This window comes from Xanthomonas sp. DAR 34887 (assembly GCF_041245805.1).
Lineage (GTDB): Bacteria > Pseudomonadota > Gammaproteobacteria > Xanthomonadales > Xanthomonadaceae > Xanthomonas_A > Xanthomonas_A tesorieronis.
Genome location: NZ_CP162490.1, coordinates 1682412 through 1700073, shown reverse-complemented (window position 1 = coordinate 1700073; position 17662 = coordinate 1682412). Strand labels below are relative to the sequence as shown.

Annotated in this window: 22 protein-coding genes; 16 read left to right on the top strand and 6 right to left on the bottom strand. The window is 69.5% G+C overall.

Annotation, left to right across the window (positions count from 1 at the left end; all coding sequences use genetic code 11):
* Positions 1 to 113: 113 nt before the first annotated feature.
* Genes hda through AB3X08_RS07185 form a run of 3 tightly spaced genes read right to left on the bottom strand, consistent with a single transcriptional unit; the run spans position 114 to position 3114 of the window.
* Positions 114 to 833, bottom strand: coding sequence for a DnaA regulatory inactivator Hda (hda, locus tag AB3X08_RS07195; protein ID WP_369937212.1), 720 nt, complete (start codon positions 831 to 833; stop codon positions 114 to 116).
* Positions 830 to 1999: an AI-2E family transporter gene (locus tag AB3X08_RS07190; RefSeq protein ID WP_369937210.1), complete on the bottom strand. Its 1170-nt coding sequence runs from the start codon at positions 1997 to 1999 to the stop codon at positions 830 to 832. The genes hda and AB3X08_RS07190 overlap by 4 nt, the downstream gene beginning before the upstream one ends.
* Entirely contained in the window at positions 1996 to 3114 is a 1119-nt protein-coding gene (locus AB3X08_RS07185) for a DUF2066 domain-containing protein (protein WP_369937208.1), read from the bottom strand. The genes AB3X08_RS07190 and AB3X08_RS07185 overlap by 4 nt, the downstream gene beginning before the upstream one ends.
* Positions 3115 to 3242: 128 nt before the next feature.
* On the opposite strand from AB3X08_RS07185, the gene purM reads away from it, so the two are divergent.
* From purM to AB3X08_RS07155, 6 genes are all read left to right on the top strand, one after another.
* Positions 3243 to 4268 carry a phosphoribosylformylglycinamidine cyclo-ligase gene (purM, locus tag AB3X08_RS07180; protein ID WP_369938471.1) on the top strand — a complete coding sequence of 342 codons (1026 nt, stop codon included), beginning with the start codon at positions 3243 to 3245 and terminating at the stop codon, positions 4266 to 4268.
* A 5-nt stretch (positions 4269 to 4273) separates the two neighbouring features.
* Positions 4274 to 4897, top strand: a complete 624-nt coding sequence (locus AB3X08_RS07175; RefSeq protein WP_369937206.1) for a DUF2238 domain-containing protein — start codon at positions 4274 to 4276, stop codon at positions 4895 to 4897.
* 10 nt (positions 4898 to 4907) lie between these two features.
* Positions 4908 to 5354, top strand: coding sequence for a hypothetical protein (locus tag AB3X08_RS07170; protein ID WP_369937204.1), 447 nt, complete (start codon positions 4908 to 4910; stop codon positions 5352 to 5354).
* A complete protein-coding gene (gene purN / locus AB3X08_RS07165) occupies positions 5351 to 6004 on the top strand; it encodes a phosphoribosylglycinamide formyltransferase (RefSeq protein ID WP_369937202.1) in 654 nt (217 codons plus the stop codon). The genes AB3X08_RS07170 and purN overlap by 4 nt, the downstream gene beginning before the upstream one ends.
* 66 nt (positions 6005 to 6070) lie before the next feature.
* Positions 6071 to 6931, top strand: coding sequence for a DUF3108 domain-containing protein (locus AB3X08_RS07160; RefSeq protein WP_369937199.1), 861 nt, complete (start codon positions 6071 to 6073; stop codon positions 6929 to 6931).
* A gap of 2 nt (positions 6932 to 6933) precedes the next feature.
* Positions 6934 to 7617 carry a DUF3108 domain-containing protein gene (locus AB3X08_RS07155; protein ID WP_184410658.1) on the top strand — a complete coding sequence of 228 codons (684 nt, stop codon included), beginning with the start codon at positions 6934 to 6936 and terminating at the stop codon, positions 7615 to 7617.
* Positions 7618 to 7999: 382 nt separating this feature from the next.
* On the opposite strand, the gene AB3X08_RS07150 is transcribed toward AB3X08_RS07155, so the two are convergent.
* From AB3X08_RS07150 to AB3X08_RS07140, 3 genes are read right to left on the bottom strand one after another with little or no spacing between them, the layout of a single operon-like run.
* Entirely contained in the window at positions 8000 to 8314 is a 315-nt protein-coding gene (locus tag AB3X08_RS07150; RefSeq protein ID WP_369937196.1) for an EF-hand domain-containing protein, read from the bottom strand.
* Positions 8311 to 9585, bottom strand: a complete 1275-nt coding sequence (gene murA / locus AB3X08_RS07145; RefSeq protein ID WP_369937194.1) for a UDP-N-acetylglucosamine 1-carboxyvinyltransferase — start codon at positions 9583 to 9585, stop codon at positions 8311 to 8313. The genes AB3X08_RS07150 and murA overlap by 4 nt, the downstream gene beginning before the upstream one ends.
* 51 nt (positions 9586 to 9636) lie before the next feature.
* Positions 9637 to 9867, bottom strand: a complete 231-nt coding sequence (locus AB3X08_RS07140; RefSeq protein ID WP_003478139.1) for a BolA family protein — start codon at positions 9865 to 9867, stop codon at positions 9637 to 9639.
* A gap of 52 nt (positions 9868 to 9919) precedes the next feature.
* Between AB3X08_RS07140 and AB3X08_RS07135 the strand changes: the two genes are divergently transcribed.
* From AB3X08_RS07135 to rapZ, 10 genes are all read left to right on the top strand, one after another.
* Complete coding sequence (locus AB3X08_RS07135; RefSeq protein WP_369937193.1) at positions 9920 to 10921, top strand: KpsF/GutQ family sugar-phosphate isomerase; 1002 nt, start codon at positions 9920 to 9922, stop codon at positions 10919 to 10921.
* A gap of 90 nt (positions 10922 to 11011) precedes the next feature.
* Positions 11012 to 11560 (top strand): KdsC family phosphatase, encoded by a 549-nt coding sequence (locus AB3X08_RS07130; RefSeq protein ID WP_184410662.1) that lies wholly within the window; start codon positions 11012 to 11014, stop codon positions 11558 to 11560.
* Positions 11557 to 12123: an LPS export ABC transporter periplasmic protein LptC gene (gene lptC / locus AB3X08_RS07125; RefSeq protein WP_369937192.1), complete on the top strand. Its 567-nt coding sequence runs from the start codon at positions 11557 to 11559 to the stop codon at positions 12121 to 12123. Before AB3X08_RS07130 ends, lptC begins: the two co-directional genes overlap by 4 nt.
* Entirely contained in the window at positions 12101 to 12700 is a 600-nt protein-coding gene (lptA, locus tag AB3X08_RS07120) for a lipopolysaccharide transport periplasmic protein LptA (RefSeq protein ID WP_369937191.1), read from the top strand. Before lptC ends, lptA begins: the two co-directional genes overlap by 23 nt.
* Positions 12700 to 13419, top strand: a complete 720-nt coding sequence (gene lptB / locus AB3X08_RS07115) for an LPS export ABC transporter ATP-binding protein (protein WP_228319657.1) — start codon at positions 12700 to 12702, stop codon at positions 13417 to 13419. Before lptA ends, lptB begins: the two co-directional genes overlap by 1 nt.
* Before the next feature lie 46 nt (positions 13420 to 13465).
* On the top strand, positions 13466 to 14914 hold the full coding sequence (locus AB3X08_RS07110) for an RNA polymerase factor sigma-54 (RefSeq protein ID WP_369937190.1): 1449 nt from the start codon (positions 13466 to 13468) through the stop codon (positions 14912 to 14914).
* A 57-nt stretch (positions 14915 to 14971) separates the two neighbouring features.
* The gene (gene hpf, locus AB3X08_RS07105) at positions 14972 to 15289 is read left to right on the top strand and encodes a ribosome hibernation-promoting factor, HPF/YfiA family (RefSeq protein ID WP_003478125.1); all 318 of its coding nucleotides are present in this window, start codon (positions 14972 to 14974) and stop codon (positions 15287 to 15289) included.
* A 22-nt stretch (positions 15290 to 15311) separates the two neighbouring features.
* On the top strand, positions 15312 to 15767 hold the full coding sequence (locus AB3X08_RS07100; protein ID WP_369937188.1) for a PTS sugar transporter subunit IIA: 456 nt from the start codon (positions 15312 to 15314) through the stop codon (positions 15765 to 15767).
* Between the two features lie 2 nt (positions 15768 to 15769).
* On the top strand, positions 15770 to 16720 hold the full coding sequence (gene hprK, locus AB3X08_RS07095; RefSeq protein WP_179567931.1) for an HPr(Ser) kinase/phosphatase: 951 nt from the start codon (positions 15770 to 15772) through the stop codon (positions 16718 to 16720).
* Positions 16717 to 17595, top strand: coding sequence for an RNase adapter RapZ (gene rapZ / locus AB3X08_RS07090; RefSeq protein ID WP_179566240.1), 879 nt, complete (start codon positions 16717 to 16719; stop codon positions 17593 to 17595). Before hprK ends, rapZ begins: the two co-directional genes overlap by 4 nt.
* Positions 17596 to 17662: the final 67 nt, after the last annotated feature.

The window sequence follows — 17662 nt, the reverse complement described above, 5'->3', positions numbered from 1 at the left end:
GCGGATGAAATGTGAATGCGTGCGTGGTTTTTGAGAGATCGGGGATGCGCGTGCATCGCCCAAGCAGGGAAAATCGCTTACCGAGTTCGCAGCAGCTTCCGGTTGCGAGGGTGTCAGCTTTTCCCCATTCCCGATTCCCCATTCCCGACTCCCAGCCTGCGCAAAAACGGCACCGTCACCCGCCGCTGCGCCGCCAGCGATTCGCGGTCAAGCCGCTCCAGCAGCGCGACCAGGCCGGCCAGGTCGCGGCCGGCATGGGTCAGCAACCAGTCGATCGCCGCATCTTCCAGCACCAGCCCGCGGCGTTGCGCGCGTTCGCGCAGCACCGCGGCGCGGCCGGCATCGTCCAGCGGCGACAGCGCGATCCGCGTGCATTGCGCCAGGCGCGAGCGCAGGTCGGGCAGATTCAGCGCCAGCCCGTCGGGCATCGCCTGCGCGGTGTACAACAGGGTGCCCCCGGCGCTGCGCGCGCGGTTGTGGAAATCGAACAGCGCCACTTCGTCATCGCGCTGGCCGGCGATCGCCTCCAACCCGTCCAGCGCGACCAGGTCGCGGCCTTCCAGTGCTTCCAACGCATCGCGCAGGCGCCCGGACGCGGCCTGCAGCGGCAGGTAGGCGGCGCTGCGCCCGGCCTGCTCGGCCGCCGCGCACAGCGCCAGCGCCAGATGGGTCTTGCCGGTACCGGCGGGACCGGCCAGGTAGATCCAGTCCGCGTCGCGGCCGTCGGCGACGGCCTGCAGCTGCGCCAGCAGGCCGGCCGGGGCGCCGACATAGCGATCGAAGCGCTGCTCCGGCGGATAGCGCAACGCCAACGGCAGCTGCGGCACGCTCACGGCTGGTCGGGGTTACGCGGCGGCAGTTCGATCAGCGGCGCGCGTTCGGCGCTGCCATCGAGCAGGATCGCCGGCTTGTCGCCGGCATACAGCTCGCTCTGCCGGTACTGCTCGTGCAGGTAGTGCAACAGCACGTTGGCCACCGCCGCTACCGGCAGCGCCAGCAGCATGCCGAGGAAACCGAACAGCTGGCCGCCGGCCATCACCGCGAAGATCACCGCCACCGGGTGCAGGCCGATCTTGTCGCCGACGATGCGCGGGGTCAGCACATAGCTTTCCAGCAGCTGGCCGACAGTGAACACCACGCCGACCAGGATCAGCAGTTGCAGGTCGAAGCCCTTGGCCTGGACCAGCGCGGCCAGCACCGCGAGCAGGATGCCGGTGGTCGCGCCCAGGTACGGAATGAAGCTGATCAGGCCGGCGACGATGCCGATCAGCAGGCCCAGGTTGAGCCCGACCAGGCTCAGCCCGCCGGCGTAGATCACGCCCAGCGCCAGCATCACCAGGAACTGGCCGCGGATGAACGCGCCCAGCACGTCGTTGGACTGCCGCGCCAGGCGGCCGACCGTGGCGACGTGGTTGCGCGGAATGGTCGCGGCCACGCGCTCGACCAAGATGTCCCAGTCGCGCAGGAAGTAGAAGGTCAGGATCGGCAGCAGCACCAGGTTCACCACCCAGGTGACCATGGCGAAACCCGAGCGCGACAGATAGCCGAAGAAGGTCGCCGCGACGCCGCCGGCCTGCTGCCAGTGGCCGCGGATCCAGTCGATCAGCCGCTCCGGATCCAGCCATGCCATCAGCTGCAGCCCGGTCTTCTGCTCGGCCCAAGGGATCGCGGTGCCGGTGAACCAGTCGCGCACCTGCGGCAGCACGTCGATGAAGGTGACGATCTGCCGCTCCAGCATCGGCACCAGGATCAGCAGCGCCAGCACCAGCAGCAACAGCATCAGCACGAACACCAGGGTCACCGCCATGTTGCGCGATCGGCCGGCGCGCTCCAGGCGATCGACCAGCGGATCGCCCAGCCAGCCCAGCAGCAGCGCCAGCACGAACGGGGTCAGGATCGGCGCCAGCAGCGCGATCACCCACAGCACGCCCACGATCACCGCCGCCCATTTCAGGCGACGCAGGAACTGGGCGATCTCCGCTTCGGGAGACAGGGTCATTTGAGCCGGTACTCGGTGCGTTCGGTGTTGAGGATGATCGGTCCACCCTCGACCGGTGTCGTCACCGGCTGCAGCGGGCTATCGGGCCCGAGCATGCGATTCAGGCCGGACACGCCGCTGAGCAGGTCCAGATCCAGTTCCAGGCGGTCGCCGTTGGCCTGGACCGGCACGATGCGCCGCACCACCGAGGTGTTCTGCAGCGTCGCCGACACGCGCAGGTAGTCGTCGGCGCTGCTGATGCCACTGATCACCACCCGGTACACGCCGGCCGGGCCGGTGCTGGCGGCCTTGGCATAGCGCTTGACCAGCGCGTCGGCGGCGCCGTCTGCGCCGGCGGCCATCGCGCGGCGCGCGTCGGCATCGCTGGCCGACCAGCTGGACAGGGTCTTGCCGCTGTCGACGAACACCCAGTCGGCGGTCCAGCCACCGGACTTGCCGCGGTACAGCTTGCCGATCAGTTGCATCGGCGGGCTGTAGCGCGAGGAGGCGCTGGCCACCGCGGCGGTGTCCTGGCGCCAGATCGCGCCGACCAGGGCCTGCTCGGCGGCGCTGCCGGTGGGCAGGCCGAGCCGGTAGCCGCGCTCGATCGCGCGGTCCAGCACGCTGCGCGCGGCATTGGACTGCTGCACGCCGACCAGGCGCGGACCGCTGCCGTCGTCGATCGCCAGCCACAGCACCGGCTTGGGCCGCGGCTGCGGCCACAGCGGCAGGCCCAGCGCCGCGGCCAGGCCGTCGACATCGCTCTGCCGGAAGCGCGCGATCAAGGTGGTCCGGAAGGTCGGCGCACCGCTCGGCGAGGTGCCCTGGTCCTGGCGGTAGTCGTAGCTGTCGACGAAGTTCTTGGCGTTGCGCAGCGCCTGGGTCACCCCCGGGCGCGACATCACCGCGCGGTCGCCGGAGATCTTGCCGAGCACCACCCCCAGCGCGCGCGCCACCGCGCCGTTGCGGTCGCCCTCGCTCTGGCTGTTGACCGGCACCTCGGCGTCGTAGGGGCTCTGCGCGCCGGCGACGTCGCCTTCGGTGCGCAGACCGGCCTGGGCCAGGGCGGCCGCGGCGGGCAGGCACAGCGCGAAAGACAGGAGTAAGGCAAGGCTGCGGCGCATCGAAGGTTCCATTGCTCGGCGTATCCGGGGCGAATTGTTGCCCGAATGCGGGCGTAGCGCCAATGCGGCCTGTTAAAATCGCCGTCTTTCCGCCGACGCCACCGCCCGTGACCACTCCCAAGACCCCCGCCGCCGCCCCGTTGACCTACCGCGACGCCGGCGTCGACATCGATGCCGGCAATGCCGTCGTCGAACGCATCAAACCCTTGGTCAAGCGCAGTTTCCGCCCCGAGGTGATGGGCGGGCTGGGCGGTTTCGGCGCGCTGTTCGACCTGTCCGGCAAGTACCGCGAGCCGGTACTGGTGTCCGGCACCGACGGCGTCGGCACCAAGCTGAAGCTGGCGCAACAGCTGGGCCGGCACGACAGCATCGGCATCGATCTGGTCGGCATGTGCGTCAACGACGTGCTGGTGCAGGGCGCCGAGCCGCTGTTCTTCCTGGACTACTTCGCCACCGGCAAGCTCGACGTGGAGACCACCGTGGCGGTGGTCGGCGGCATCGCCCGCGGCTGCGAACTGGCCGGCTGCGCGCTGATCGGCGGCGAGACCGCGGAAATGCCCGACATGTATCCGCCGGGCGAGTACGACCTGGCCGGCTTCACCGTCGGCGCGGTGGAGAAGTCGCAGCTGCTCGACGGCGCCAAGGTGCGCCAGGGCGACGTGCTGATCGGCATCGCCTCCTCCGGCCCGCACTCCAACGGCTATTCGCTGATCCGCCGCATCTACGACCGCGCCGGGCGCCCGGCCGAGCTGCAGCTCGGTGGCACCACCCTGGCCGACGCGCTGATGGCGCCGACCGCGCTGTACGTCAAGCCGATCCTGTCGCTGCTGCGCGGCGAGCATGCCGACGGCATCCACGCGATGGCGCACATCACCGGCGGCGGCCTGACCGAGAACATCATCCGCGTGATCCCCGACGGCCTGGGCCTGGACATCCGCGCCAGCGCCTGGAGCCTGCCGCCGGTGTTCGAGTGGCTGCAGCGCGAAGGCGCGGTCGCCGACAGCGAGATGTGGCGTACCTTCAACTGCGGCATCGGCTTCGTGCTGGTGGCCGCGCCCGACCAGGTCGCCGCGCTGGAGCGCAGCCTGGACCGCCTGGGCCTGGCGCATTGGCAGATCGGCGCGGTGGTGGCGGCCGGCGCCGGCGAACGCGTGCATATCGGCTGAGCCGCATGGCGGCGGGCAAGCGCGCCTGGCTGGCGCTGACCCTGGCGGTGTTCGCCGCCAGCTGGGTGCATCCGCTGTGGCCGGCGGAACAGGCGATGCACAGTTCGCTGGCGGTGCTGGGCATCGCCTGGCTGGTCTGGCACGACCGCCGCTGGCCGCTGCGCCGCGCGCACTTCGCCGCGATCTGCATCTTCATCAGCGTGCACAACATCGCCGCGCACTGGCTGTACTCGAACGTGCCCTACGACCAGTGGCTGCGCGCGCTCAGCGGCTGGTCGCCGAATGCCGCGTTCGGCTGGCAGCGCAACCACACCGACCGCCTGATCCACCTGCTGTTCGGGCTGTGCTTCGCGCCGGCGTTGCGCGAATACGCGCGCCAGCGCTGGCCGGCGCTGAGCGCGCGGCAGGCGTTCGCGCTGGCGACGATGGCGATCATGTGCGCCAGCCTGGTCTACGAATGGCTGGAATGGTCGATCGCCCTGCTGCTGTCGCCCGAGCAGGCCGAGTCCTACAACGGCCAGCAGGGCGACCCGTGGGACGCGCACATGGACATGCTGCTGGCCACCCTGGGTTGCGCCAGCGCCTGGCCGTGGCGGCGCGCCGACCACCCCACCCCATTGCCGCGCTAGAGACCGCACGATGTCGCTGCCCCCACCCTTGCCCTCCCAGGACCTGGACCGCATCGCGTCCCTGCGCGCCGAATCGGACCTGCGCACGCTGGCCACCCTGTACGCGGTGATGGCGGCGCTGCAAGGACTGTCGGTTCTGCTGCTGGGCGGCTTTCTGGCCTTCGGCATTCATTACGAAGCGGCCAAGACCGCAGCCGGACAGAGCGCTCACGATGCGCAGAATGGCCAGGCGGTCATCGTCATGCTCTCGGTGATGCTGGCACTGGGTCTGACGTTGCTGCTGGCGCACGTGGCCGCGGCGCTGGCGCTGCGTCGGCGCCGCAAGCTGACCCTGTGCAAGGCTGCCGCGACGCTGACCTGTTTCGGCTTCCCGCTGGGCACCGCACTGGGGGTGTGGACCCTGCTGGTCTTGCAGCGTCCGGCCGCCAGCGCCCTGTTCCAGGAACCGCGCCGATGACCGTCCGCCTGGCGGTGCTGGCCTCCGGCCGCGGTTCCAACCTGCAGGCGCTGCTCGATGCGATCGCCGCCGGCGCGCTGGATGCGCAGGTGGTCGGGGTGTTCAGCGACCGCGCGCAGGCGCCGGCGCTAGCCAAGGTGGCGCCGGCCCTGCGCTGGTCGGCGGCGCCGAACGGCTTCCCCGACCGCGCCGCCTTCGATCGGGCGCTGGGCGATGCGGTCGCCGCGGCGGAGCCGGACTGGATCGTCTGCGCCGGCTACATGCGCATCCTCGGCGATGGCTTCGTGCAGCGCTTCGCCGGCCGCCTGCTCAACATCCATCCCTCGTTGCTGCCCAAGTACCGCGGCCTGCATACCCACGCGCAGGCGCTCGCCGCCGGCGACGCCGAACACGGCGCCAGCGTGCACTTCGTGGTGCCGGAACTGGATGCCGGCGCGGTGATCGCGCAGGTGCGAGTGCCGGTGCAGGCCGGCGACCGCCCGGAGGACCTGGCGCAGCGCCTGCTGCCGCGCGAACACCAGTTGCTGTGCGCAGTGCTGCAGTTGGCCGCGGCCGGACGCCTGGCTGAACGGGATGGCAGCGTCTGGCTAGACGGTCAGTGTCGGTTTAGTCCGCTGCGCCTAGATTGCCAGGGCGTGCTGATTTCCTGAATACGCCGCGGCCCGATACCGCTGCGACGCATTCGCGCCCTACTCCCTTCTCTCGCAGCCGATCCCATGAAGCCCCTTCCGCGTCCGTTCGCTGTTCTTGCCGTGGCCTGCCTCGGCCTGCTGGCGCCGGCCATCGGCGCGCTCGCGCAGGCGCCCCCGGCGCCGGCAGCCACGCCGACGCCACCGCCACAGGCGCCGACCGCGCCAGCCACTCCCGTGCCTGCCGCTCCCGCACCGGCTGCCGCGCCTGACCTGCAGGCGGCGCCGTGGACGCCGCCGCCGCTGCAACCCTTCGTGGCCACCTACCAGGCGCTGTACAAGGGCAAGCAGGCCGGCGATGCGCGCATGGAAGTCAGCCACGGCAACGGCGACGAATGGCGCGTGGACCTGGGCGTGCAGGGCCGCAGCGGCTTCGCCAGCATCCTCGGCCTGAACATCGAGCAGAGCACGGTGTTCCGCACCCAGGACGGGCGCTACGTGCCGCAGAGCCAGAGCACGGTGAAGAAGGCGGTGTTCTTCGGCAAGAAGGTCACCGGCTTCTACGACTGGAGCAAGGGCGTGGCGCGCTGGGACGGCGACCTGAAGAAGGACCGGCAGCAGCCGATCCCGCTGCAGCCCGGCGACCAGAGCGCGCTGCTGATCAACCTGTCGATCATGCGCGACGCGCAGCCGGGCAAGACCATGACCTACCGCTTCGTCGACGTCGGCCGCGTGCGCGAACACATCTACCATGCCGCCGAGCAGACCGAGACGGTGCAGGTCGGCGATCTCAACTACGACGCGCTGCGCGTGTCGCGCACCAATGGCGGCAGGAATGAGACCATTCTGTGGATCGCCAACGGCGTGCCGACGCCGGTACGCATCCTGCAGCGCGAAAACGGCGAAGACCGCATCGACCTGCGCCTGACCGAATATCAAGGAGTCTGACCATGACACGCATCGCCCGCCCGCTGTCCGCCGTCGCCGCCGCCCTGCTGGCGCTGGCCAGCCTGCCCGCCCTGGCACTGGAGCCGTTCAAGGCGGACTATCAGGCCAGCTACATGGGCATGCAGGCCAACGGCTTGATGACCCTGGCCAGCGAAGGCAACAACCGCTGGCGCTACAGCCTGTCGATCAAGAACCAGGTCGCCGACCTGAGCCAGAGCACCGTGTTCGAGGAAAAGGGCGGGCAACTGCGCCCGCTCAGCAGCGACGACCGCTCGCTGTTCCTGATCAAGAAGAAGGCGGTGACCGCCAATTACGACTGGAGCACCGCGCAGGCGACCTGGGCCGGCGACGTCAAGCCGGACCGCCGTGGCCCGGTGAAGCTGCAGCCCGGCGACATGGACGCGCTGCTGATCAACCTGGCGATCGCGCGCGACGTCAACGCCGGCAAGACCCCCAGCTACCGCATGGTCGACGAGGGCCGCGCCAAGCCGATGAGCTACAAGGTGGCCGGCAAGGAAGCGATCACCGTCAACGGCAAGAGCGAGCAGGCGACCAAGGTCAGCCGCAGCGACGGCTCCAAGGAGATCATCGCCTGGATCGTGCCGGACATGCCGGTGCCGGTGCGCATCCTGCAGCGCGAGAACGGCCAGGACGCGCTGGACCTGACCATCAAGACGCTGCACTGAGGCCGGGATTGGGGATTCGGGATTGGGGAATCGCAACGGCGGCTTCGCCGTGGGAACGGGGAATTGGGATTGGGGAATCGCAACAGCGGTTTCCCCGCTATTTGTGTTTCCCATGTAGCAGCGGCTTCAGCCGCGACGCGGTGAGCCGGGATTCGGGAATTGCAGCAGCAGTTCCCCAGCGCGTGGCCTTCCCATGTGGGAGGGGCTTCAGCCCCGAGGCGAGGGCGCGAATCGTCCTGCGAAACCGGCCGGCGATTTGCGGCTGACCCCGAGGCGCGCGTGAACTCCTCTCCATGGAACATGGATCGCGACGACCGGCCTTGTCTTTCCCTACCGCACTCCCAAAGCGGGCGCCGACTAGGCAGCGCCCCGCCCTGCGCCGTTACTTCTTTTCCGCCGGCGCGGCCTTGAAGGTGGTGCGGCAGTCCACGCGGATCTGCGTGCCGCTGTCGCGCCAGTAGAAGGTGCTGCACTGGCGCGGGCCGTTCTGGGTGCGGGTCACGCCGACCGCGTAGAACGCCTGCGCGATCTCGCCGCGGCTGACCTGGCCGTCGCCGTTCCAGTCCATGTCGCGCTGCTCGATGCCCTGGGTGATGGCGATGCCGGCGTACCAGGCGTAGCCGATCCAGGCCACGAACAGGATCACTACCGCCAGCAGCACCTTGCGCCGGCGGCTGAAACGGCCGCTGAGGATCATGCGATGCGCCGGATGGACGCGCCCAGCGCCCCCAGCTTCTCCTCGATGTTCTCGTAGCCACGGTCCAGGTGGTAGATGCGGTCGATGGTGGTGTCGCCGTCGGCGACCAGGCCGGCCAGGATCAGCGAGGCCGAGGCGCGCAGGTCGGTGGCCATCACCGGCGCGCCGCTGAGCCGCTCGCTGCCGCGCACGATCGCGGTATGGCCTTCGACCTGGATGTCCGCGCCCAGGCGCAGCAGCTCGTTGACGTGCATGAAACGGTTCTCGAAGATCGTCTCGTTGATCACGCCGACGCCGTCGGCCACGCAGTTGAGCGCCATGAATTGCGCCTGCATGTCGGTCGGGAACGCCGGGTACGGCGCGGTGGTCAGGCTCACTGCGCGCGGGCGCTTGCCCTGCATGTCCAGGCGGATCCAGTCTGGGCCGGTCTCGATGCTGGCGCCGGCCTCGCTCAGCTTGTCGAGCACCGCATCGAGCGTGTCGGCGCGCGCGCGGCGCACGGTGACGCTGCCGCCGGTCATCGCCGCGGCGACCAGGAAGGTACCGGTCTCGATGCGGTCGGGCAGCACCGCGTGGCGGCCGCCGGACAGGCGTTCCACACCGTGCACGACGATGCGCGAGGTGCCGGCGCCTTCGATCTTCGCGCCGAGCGCGACCAGGCAGTCGGCCAGGTCGGTGACCTCGGGCTCCATCGCCGCGTTCTCCAGCACCGTGGTGCCGTCGGCCAGGGCCGCGGCCATCAGCACGTTCTCGGTGCCGGTGACGCTGACCATGTCGAACACGTAGCGGCCGCCCTTCAGCCGGCCGTTGCTGGTCGCCTTGATGTAGCCGTTCTCGACGCTGATCTCCGCGCCCAGCGCCTGCAGGCCCTTGATGTGCTGGTCCACCGGCCGCGAGCCGATCGCGCAGCCGCCGGGCAGCGACACTTCGGCCGCGCCGAACTTGGCCAGCAGCGGGCCCAGCACCAGGATCGAGGCGCGCATGGTGCGCACCAGTTCGTACGGCGCGACGTGCTGGTCGACCTTGCGCGGATCGACGGTGATCGCGCTGCCGCGCGCCAGGGTGCCCTCGTCGATGGTGACCTCGGCGCCCAGTTCGCCGAGCAGCTTCACCGTGGTGATCACGTCGTGCAGTTGCGGCACGTTGGTGATCTCCACCGGCGCGTCGGCCAGCAGGGTCGCGCACAGGATCGGCAGCACCGCGTTCTTGGCGCCGGAAATGTTCACTTCACCGTGCAGCGGTTCGCCGCCGGTCACTACGATTTTGGCCATGGGTCTCGGGGGATTGGAAAGAAGAAACGGAAGGAACGCGGAAGGCGCGGCTCAGCCGGCCTGTTCGGGGGTCAGCGTGGTCAGCGCCAGCGCATGGATCGCCCCGCCCATCAGCTCGCCCAGCGTCGCGTAGACCATGCGGTGGCGGGCCAGCGGCAGCTTGCCGGCGAACGCGGCGCTGACCACGGTGGCCTCGAAGTGCACGCCGTCGTCGCCCTGCACCTGCACGCGCGCGCCGGGCAGGCCGGCCTCGATCAGTTTACGGATGGTTTCGGCGTCCAACGGGCTTTCCTAATAAAATGATCGGCCATTCTACCCTCCGACCGGCTTCCGCATGGCTGTATCGCCCCTGTCCCCCGCCGCGATCGACGACGCCAGCCTGGTCGCCAGCGGCCGCCGCGTGGTCGAGATCGAGCAGGCCGCGCTGGGCGCGGTCGGTGCGCGCATCGGCGCCGAGTTCGCCGCCGCCTGCCGGCTGATCCTGGCCTCGCGCGGGCGCGTGGTCGCCACCGGCATGGGCAAGTCCGGGCACGTGGCGCGCAAGATCGCCGCCACCCTCGCCTCCACCGGCACCCCGGCGTTCTATGTGCATCCCGGCGAGGCCGGGCACGGCGACCTGGGCATGATCACCGATGCCGACGTGGTTTTGGCGCTGTCCTATTCCGGCGAGTCCGACGAGATCCTGATGCTGCTGCCGGTGCTCAAGCGCCAGGGCAACGCGGTGATCGCGATGACCGGCCGCGCCCAGTCCACGCTGGCGCGCGAGGCCGACCTGCACCTGGACGTCAGCGTGCCGGCCGAGGCCTGCCCGCTGGACCTGGCGCCGACCTCCAGCACCACCGCCTCGCTGGCGCTGGGCGATGCGCTGGCGGTGGCGCTGCTGGACGCGCGCGGCTTCACCGCCGACGACTTCGCCCGCTCGCACCCGGCCGGCAGCCTGGGCCGGCGCCTGCTGCTGCACATCACCGACGTGATGCACGGTGGCGACGAGCTGCCGCGGGTGCGCGAGGACGCCAGCCTCAGCGAGGCGCTGGTGGAGATGAGCCGCAAGCGCCTGGGCATGACCGCGGTGGTCGATGGCGACGGGCGCCTGCTCGGCCTGTTCACCGACGGCGACCTGCGCCGCACCCTGGACAGCCCGCTGGACGTGCGCCAGACCCGCATCGCCGACGTGATGACCCGACAACCGCGCACGATCGGCGCCGACCAACTCGCCGCCGAGGCCGCACGGCTGATGGAAACCCACAAGATCAACGGCTTGATCGTGGTCGATGGCGACGGCCGTGCAGTCGGCGCGCTCAACATTCACGACCTGTTGCGCGCCAGAGTGGTTTAACAGCCTGAACTTGTTCACCGCTGCCGGCGTCTTGCGCCGCTGGCCCTGGCCTGCTGGAAAGCCGGCCTCCCCGTCCCGATATAGCGAACCATGCCCTATTCCCCGCTGGCCGACCTTCCCGCCGACCTGATCGACCGCGCCGCCCGGATCCGCCTGGCGTGCTTCGACGTGGACGGCACGCTGACCGACGGCCGCCTGTACTACGACCGCGACGGCAACGAGAGCAAGGCGTTCAACGTGCTCGACGGCCAGGGCCTGGTGCAGCTGCGGCGGCACGGCATCGAAGTGGCGCTGATCACCGCGCGGCCCAGCCTGGCCGCGGAGAAGCGCGGCCAGGAACTGGGCCTGCTGGTGCAGATCGGGGTCAAGGACAAGCGCGCCGGGGTGCAGGCGCTGTGCGACGAGCGCGGGCTGAGCCTGGACCAGGTGTGCTTCATGGGCGACGATCTGCCGGATCTCGCGCCGCTGCGCGTGGTCGGGCTGGCGGTGGCCCCGGCCAATGCGCATCCGTGGACCGCCGAGCACGTGCACTGGCTGACCCGCGCCCGCGGCGGCGAAGGCGCCGCACGCGAGCTGTGCGACGTGCTGCTGGCCGCGCAAGGCCACGTCCCCTCCCTGCTGCAGGAGCATGGCGCATGAACTGGCGTACCGTTCTCGGCGGCCTGTTGCTGGTCGCGGCCGTGGTCAGCGGCTGGTCGGCCTGGCACCAGCGCAGCAAGCGGGTGCCGACAACCGACGCCGAGGCGCGCTCGGACTACATCGCGCACGATTTCCAGATCGTGGCGCTGGACAAGCAGGGCAAGGAATCGATGACCCTGCGCGCGCCGCAGATGGAACGCAGCCGCGCCGACCAGACCATGGCGATCGAAACCCCGCTGTTCCTGCTGCCGGACGCCAACGGCCAGCACTGGGAGATGCGCAGCAAGACCGGCTGGGTCAGCGCCGACGGCAACGAGCTGCGCCTGCGCGGCGACGTCGCCGGCGACAGCCCCAAGGTGCCCAGCATCCCGCCCACCACCTTCCGTACCCAGAGCCTGGACGTCTTCCCGCAGACCAACGCCGCGCGCACCGCCGACCCGGTCACCATGACCCGGCCCGGTATGATGCAGTCCGGCGTCGGCTTCGAGATCGACTTGAAGTCCCGGCAGTACAAGCTCCTTTCACAGGTCAAGACACGCTATGAACCGAACGCTGCCCGCTAAGCTCGCGCTGCTCGCCCTGCTGCTGCCCGCCCTGGCGATGGCCAAGTCGTCCGATCGCAACCAGCCGATGGATATCACCTCCGCCAGCCAGAGCGGCAACATGCTCGACGACAACGGCAAGATCCGTTACACGGGCAATGTCGTCATCATCCAGGGCACGCTCGAAATCCATGCCGACACCGCCGACCTGTTCCGCAAGGATGGCGACATCGACCGCGTCGTGCTGGTCGGCAAGCAGGCCACGCTCAAGCAGGAACTGGACGACGGCTCGCCGATGGATGCCGTGGCCGACAACATCGACTACAAGGTCGGCACCGATACGGTGGTGTTGACCGGCAACTACCGCATGACCTCGCCCAAGGGCACCAATGCCGGTCAGCGCATGGTCTACAACACCAAGACCGGCGACATGCAGGGCGGCGGCGACGGCACCCGCGTGCACACGGTGATCCAGCCGAAGAACGCTGCGCCCGCCGGCGCTCCAGCCGCTGGCGCCAAACCGGCGGCCAAACCGGCCGCCAAGCCCGCCGCGACGCCAGCCAAGCCCACCACCCCGGCCAAGCAAGGAGGCCAGTGATGCTGCTCGCCGAAGGCCTGCGCAAGCGCTACAAGCAGCGCGAGGTCGTGCGCGAGTTCGCGCTGACCCTGGAGGCCGGCGAAGTGGTCGGCCTGCTCGGCCCCAACGGCGCCGGCAAGACCACCTGTTTCTACATGATCGTCGGCCTGGTCGAGGCCGATGCCGGACGCATCGTGCTCGACGGCAACGACATCACCGCGCTGCCGATGTACAAGCGCGCCAAGCTGGGCGTCGGCTACCTGCCGCAGGAGCCGTCGGTGTTCCGCAAGCTCAGCGTCGCCGACAACATCCGCCTGGTGCTGGAACTGCGCGAGGACCTGGACGATGCCGGCCGCGAGCGCGAACTGTCCTCGCTGCTGGACGAACTGCAGATCGGCCACGTCGCCGACCAGCTCGGCGCCAGCCTGTCCGGCGGCGAGCGCCGCCGCTGCGAGATCGCCCGCGCGCTGGCCGCCAAGCCGCGGCTGATGCTGCTCGACGAACCCTTCGCCGGCGTCGACCCGATCTCGGTCGGCGAAATCCAGCGCATCGTCACCCACCTCAAACAACGCGGCATCGGCGTGCTCATCACCGACCACAACGTGCGCGAAACCTTGGGAATCTGCGACCGGGCGTATATCCTCAACGAAGGCAGCGTGCTGGCGCAGGGGGCACCGGAAGCGCTGCTGGCCAACAGCGACGTGCGCCGCGTCTACCTCGGGGAAACCTTCAGGCTGTGACCGCGCGGGCGTCCCGCCATACGCCCCCTCCTCGTTCGGCACAGGCATGAAAGCACGGCTGCAGACATCGCTGGGACAGCATCTGGTCATGACGCCGCAACTGCGTCAGGCGATCAAGCTGTTGCAGATGTCCAGCGCCGAACTGGAAGTGGAGATCGCCGAGGCGGTGGAGAGCAATCCGCTGCTGGAATGGGCCGAAGACGCCGCGCCCACGCTCGATGTGGGCGGCGCCGGCAGTGCCGAAGGCGAGGCCGAGGTCGCGCCGCCGGCCGGCGATACGCTGGACAACGTGCCGCAGCACGACGGCGACGACTGGTCCGATGCCGAGCCGGCCTGGAGCAGCGGCAGCGGCGGTTCCTTCGACGACGACGACGACATGGGCAGCGCCGCCGAGCGCGTCGCCGATCCCGATACGCTGATCGACCACCTGCTGTGGCAGTTGCATCTGTCGCACCTGTCGCCGCGCGACCGCAGCATCGGCGCGGCGCTGATCGACGCGCTCGACGACGACGGCTACCTGCGCGAACCGCTGGCCGCGATCGCCGAGACCCTGCAGCCGGACATTGTCGCCGAGGAGGAGGAAATCCTCACCGTGCTGCACCAGATCCAGCGCTTCGACCCGGTCGGTATCGCCGCGCGCACGCTGGGCGAATGCCTGAACCTGCAGCTGGACGTGCTGCCCGCCGACACCCCCGGACTGGAACTGGCGCGCGCCATCGCCAACGGTCCGCTGGAGAAACTGCCGCGCAGCGGCATCGCCGGCATCGCCCACGAACTCAAGCGCCCGGCCTCGGCGGTGGAGACCGCAGTCAACCTGCTGCGCTCGCTGGACCCGCGCCCGGGCAAGCAGGTCGGCGAACTCAGCGCCGACACCTACGTGGTGCCCGACTGCGTGATCTGGCGCCAGCGCGGCGTCTGGCATGCGGCGCTGGCCGGGCACGCGCGGCCCAAGGTCACCATCCACCGCGGCTACGAACAACTGATCCGCCAGTGCGGCGAAAGCGACGCCGGCTACCTGCGCGGCCAGCTGCAGGAAGCGCGCTGGCTGCTGAAGAGCCTGGAGGCGCGCGGCGAGACCCTGCTCAAGGTGACCCGCTGCCTGCTGCGCCAGCAGGCCGGCTTCCTCGAATTCGGCGAGCAGGCGCTGCGCCCGCTGACTCTGCGCGAGATCGCCGGCGAACTGGGCCTGCACGAGAGCACCATCTCCCGCGCCATCGCCCGCAAGTACGTGCGCACCCCGCGCGGCACCATCCCGCTGCGCGCCTTCTTCGCCTCGGGCATCGACACCGACAGTGGCGGCGAAGCCTCCAGCACCGCCATTCAGGCGATGATCCGGCGCCTGATCGAGGCCGAGAACCCGCGCAAGCCGCTTTCTGACGCCAAGCTGGCCGACCTGCTGAAGGGCGCCGGCGTGCCTGTGGCGCGGCGCACCGTTGCGAAGTATCGTGAGGCCATGAACATTTCCGCCTCCCACGAACGCGTCCGCATCGGTTGATGCGTCGGCGGCAGGCGGCAATGGTTCATAGGTGAATCCCGAACCAAGGAGTATCCGATGCGTATCGAGACCTACGGCCAGCAGATCGAAGTCACCCCCGCCCTGCGCGAGTACGTGGAGACCAAGTTGCAACGGCTGAAGCGGCATTACGAGGAAACCATCGAGGTCCGCGCCCAGCTGGCGCTGCGCAAGCCCGACCACCACGTCGAAGCCACCGTCAACGTCCCCGGCCGCACCCTGCACGCCGATGCCAGCGCGCAGACCATGTACGCGGCGATCGACCTGCTCGCCGACAAGCTCGACCGGCTGATCATCAAGCACAAGGAAAAGAAACAGGACCACCACGCCGCCGAGGTGCGCGACAATATCGTGTGATCCCGCACACGTTGCTCCTGCCATGCCCTTGACCGATCTAATGGCGGCCGTCCGCACCCAGGTGCTGCCGGCCGCCGATCGCGACACCCTGCTGCGCACCGCCGCCGGCCTGCTGGCCTGTCCGCAGGCCGGCTTCGACGAACTCTTCGCCAGCCTGCGCGAGCGCGAACAGCTCGGCAGCACCGCCATCGGCCATGGCATCGCCATCCCGCACGGCCGCGCCCCGCATCTCGACGCACCACGTGGCGCCTTGTTGCGGCTGGAGCAACCGATCGATTTCGACGGCCACGGCGCGCAGGTCGACCTGATCTTCGCGATGGCCGTGCCGGCGCACTACACCCACCAACACCTGATGCTGCTGTCGGAACTGGCCGAACAGTTCTCCGACGAGCGCTTCCGCGAGGCGCTGCGCCGCGCCCCCGACGCTGCCGCGCTGCACGACCTGCTCGGCGGCGCTGCCCAGGCCAGCGCCGCATGAGCATGAATACCAGCATCACTGCCCGCGAACTGTTCGACCAGCAACGCGACCGGCTCGGCCTGCGCTGGCTGGGCGGGCAAAAAGGCGAACACCGCGAGCTGGAAGCCGGCAACGCGGTGTCGCGGCGCCCGTCGTTGGCCGGCTATCTCAATACGATCTATCCGAACAAGGTGCAGATCCTCGGCACCGAAGAATTGGCCTGGCTGGATTCGCTGGATTCGCGCCAGCGCTGGGAGACCATCGAGAAGATCGTGCAGGTGCGGCCGCTGGCGCTGGTGATCACCAAGAACCAGTCCTGCCCCGAAGACCTGCGCGCGGCCGCCGACGAATCCGACACGCCGCTGTGGGGCTCGCCCAAGCGCGGCCACGAACTGCTCAACCACCTGTCCTATCACCTGGCGCGCACGCTGGCGCCGCGGGTGATCCTGCACGGGGTGTTCATGGAGATCTACTCGATCGGCGTGCTGATCACCGGCGAGGCCGGCTCCGGCAAGAGCGAACTGGCGCTGGAACTGCTCAGCCGCGGCCATCGGCTGGTGGCCGACGACGCCCCCGAGTTCACCCAGATCGCCCCCGACGTGCTCGACGGCACCTGCCCGGAACTGCTGCAGGACCTGCTGGAAGTGCGCGGCCTGGGCGTGCTCAACGTGCGCGATATGTTCGGCGACACGGCTGTAAAGAAGAACAAGTATCTTCGCCTGATCGTGCACCTGACCCGGCCCATGACCGAACCGACCCCGCATGGCTACGAGCGTCTGACCGGCGATTCCGGCACCCGCCATGTGCTGGACCTGGACGTGCCGCTGATCACCCTGCCGGTGATGCCCGGGCGCAACCTGGCGGTACTGACCGAGGCCGCCACGCGCCTGCACATCCTGCGCACCAAGGGCATCGATCCGGCGGCGATGTTCATCGCCCGCCACAGCAACCTGCTGGAACGGCGCACACCATGAACGCGGTGGCGAACACCTCCACCCTGGTGATCGTCAGCGGCCTGTCCGGCTCCGGCAAATCGGTGGCGCTGAAGACCTTCGAGGACCTGGACTACTACTGCGTCGACAACCTGCCGGTGGAACTGCTGCCGGCCTTCGTCAAGAGCCTGGTGCGCGACGACGTCGGCCCCGGCAAGCTGGCGGTGGGCATCGACGTGCGCAGCCGCCACAGCGACCTGGCGCAGCTGTCGCGCTGGCGCGAGGCGGTGGCGCAGTTCGGCCTGGACGCGCGGCTGCTGTTCTTCGATGCCACCGACGAAGCGCTGATCAAGCGCTACGCCGACACCCGTCGTCGGCATCCGCTGTCGCACCTGGGCCTGTCGCTGCCGGAGGCGATCGAGCGCGAACGCGCACTCACCGAACCGCTGCGCCGCGAGGCCGATGCGGTGATCGACACCAGCACGCTCAACGTGCATCAGCTGCGCCGGCGGGTCACCACCGAGTTCGCGCTGACCAACGAGAACAGCCTGTCGTTGCTGTTCGAGTCCTTCGCCTACAGGCGCGGGGTTCCGGCCGAAGCCGACTTCGTGTTCGACGCGCGGGTGCTGCCCAATCCGCACTGGGATCCGGAACTGCGGCCGCTGACCGGCCGCGACAGTGGCGTGCGCGACTACCTGGACGCGCAACCGGACGTGCAGCGCTACACCGCGCAGATCGTCGACCTGCTCGACACCTGGCTGCCGCGGCTGCGCAACGACACCCGCAGCTACGTCACCATCGCCTTCGGCTGCACCGGCGGCAAGCACCGCTCGGTGTACCTGGCCGAACGCCTGGCCCGCCACGCGCGCGAGCAGGGTTGGCCGGAAGTGGCGACGTTCCATCGCGAGCAGGATTGATCGAAGGCCGGGATTGGGGATTCGGGATTGGGGATTCGCAAACGCCAGAGCCGCTCCCGCTTTTGCC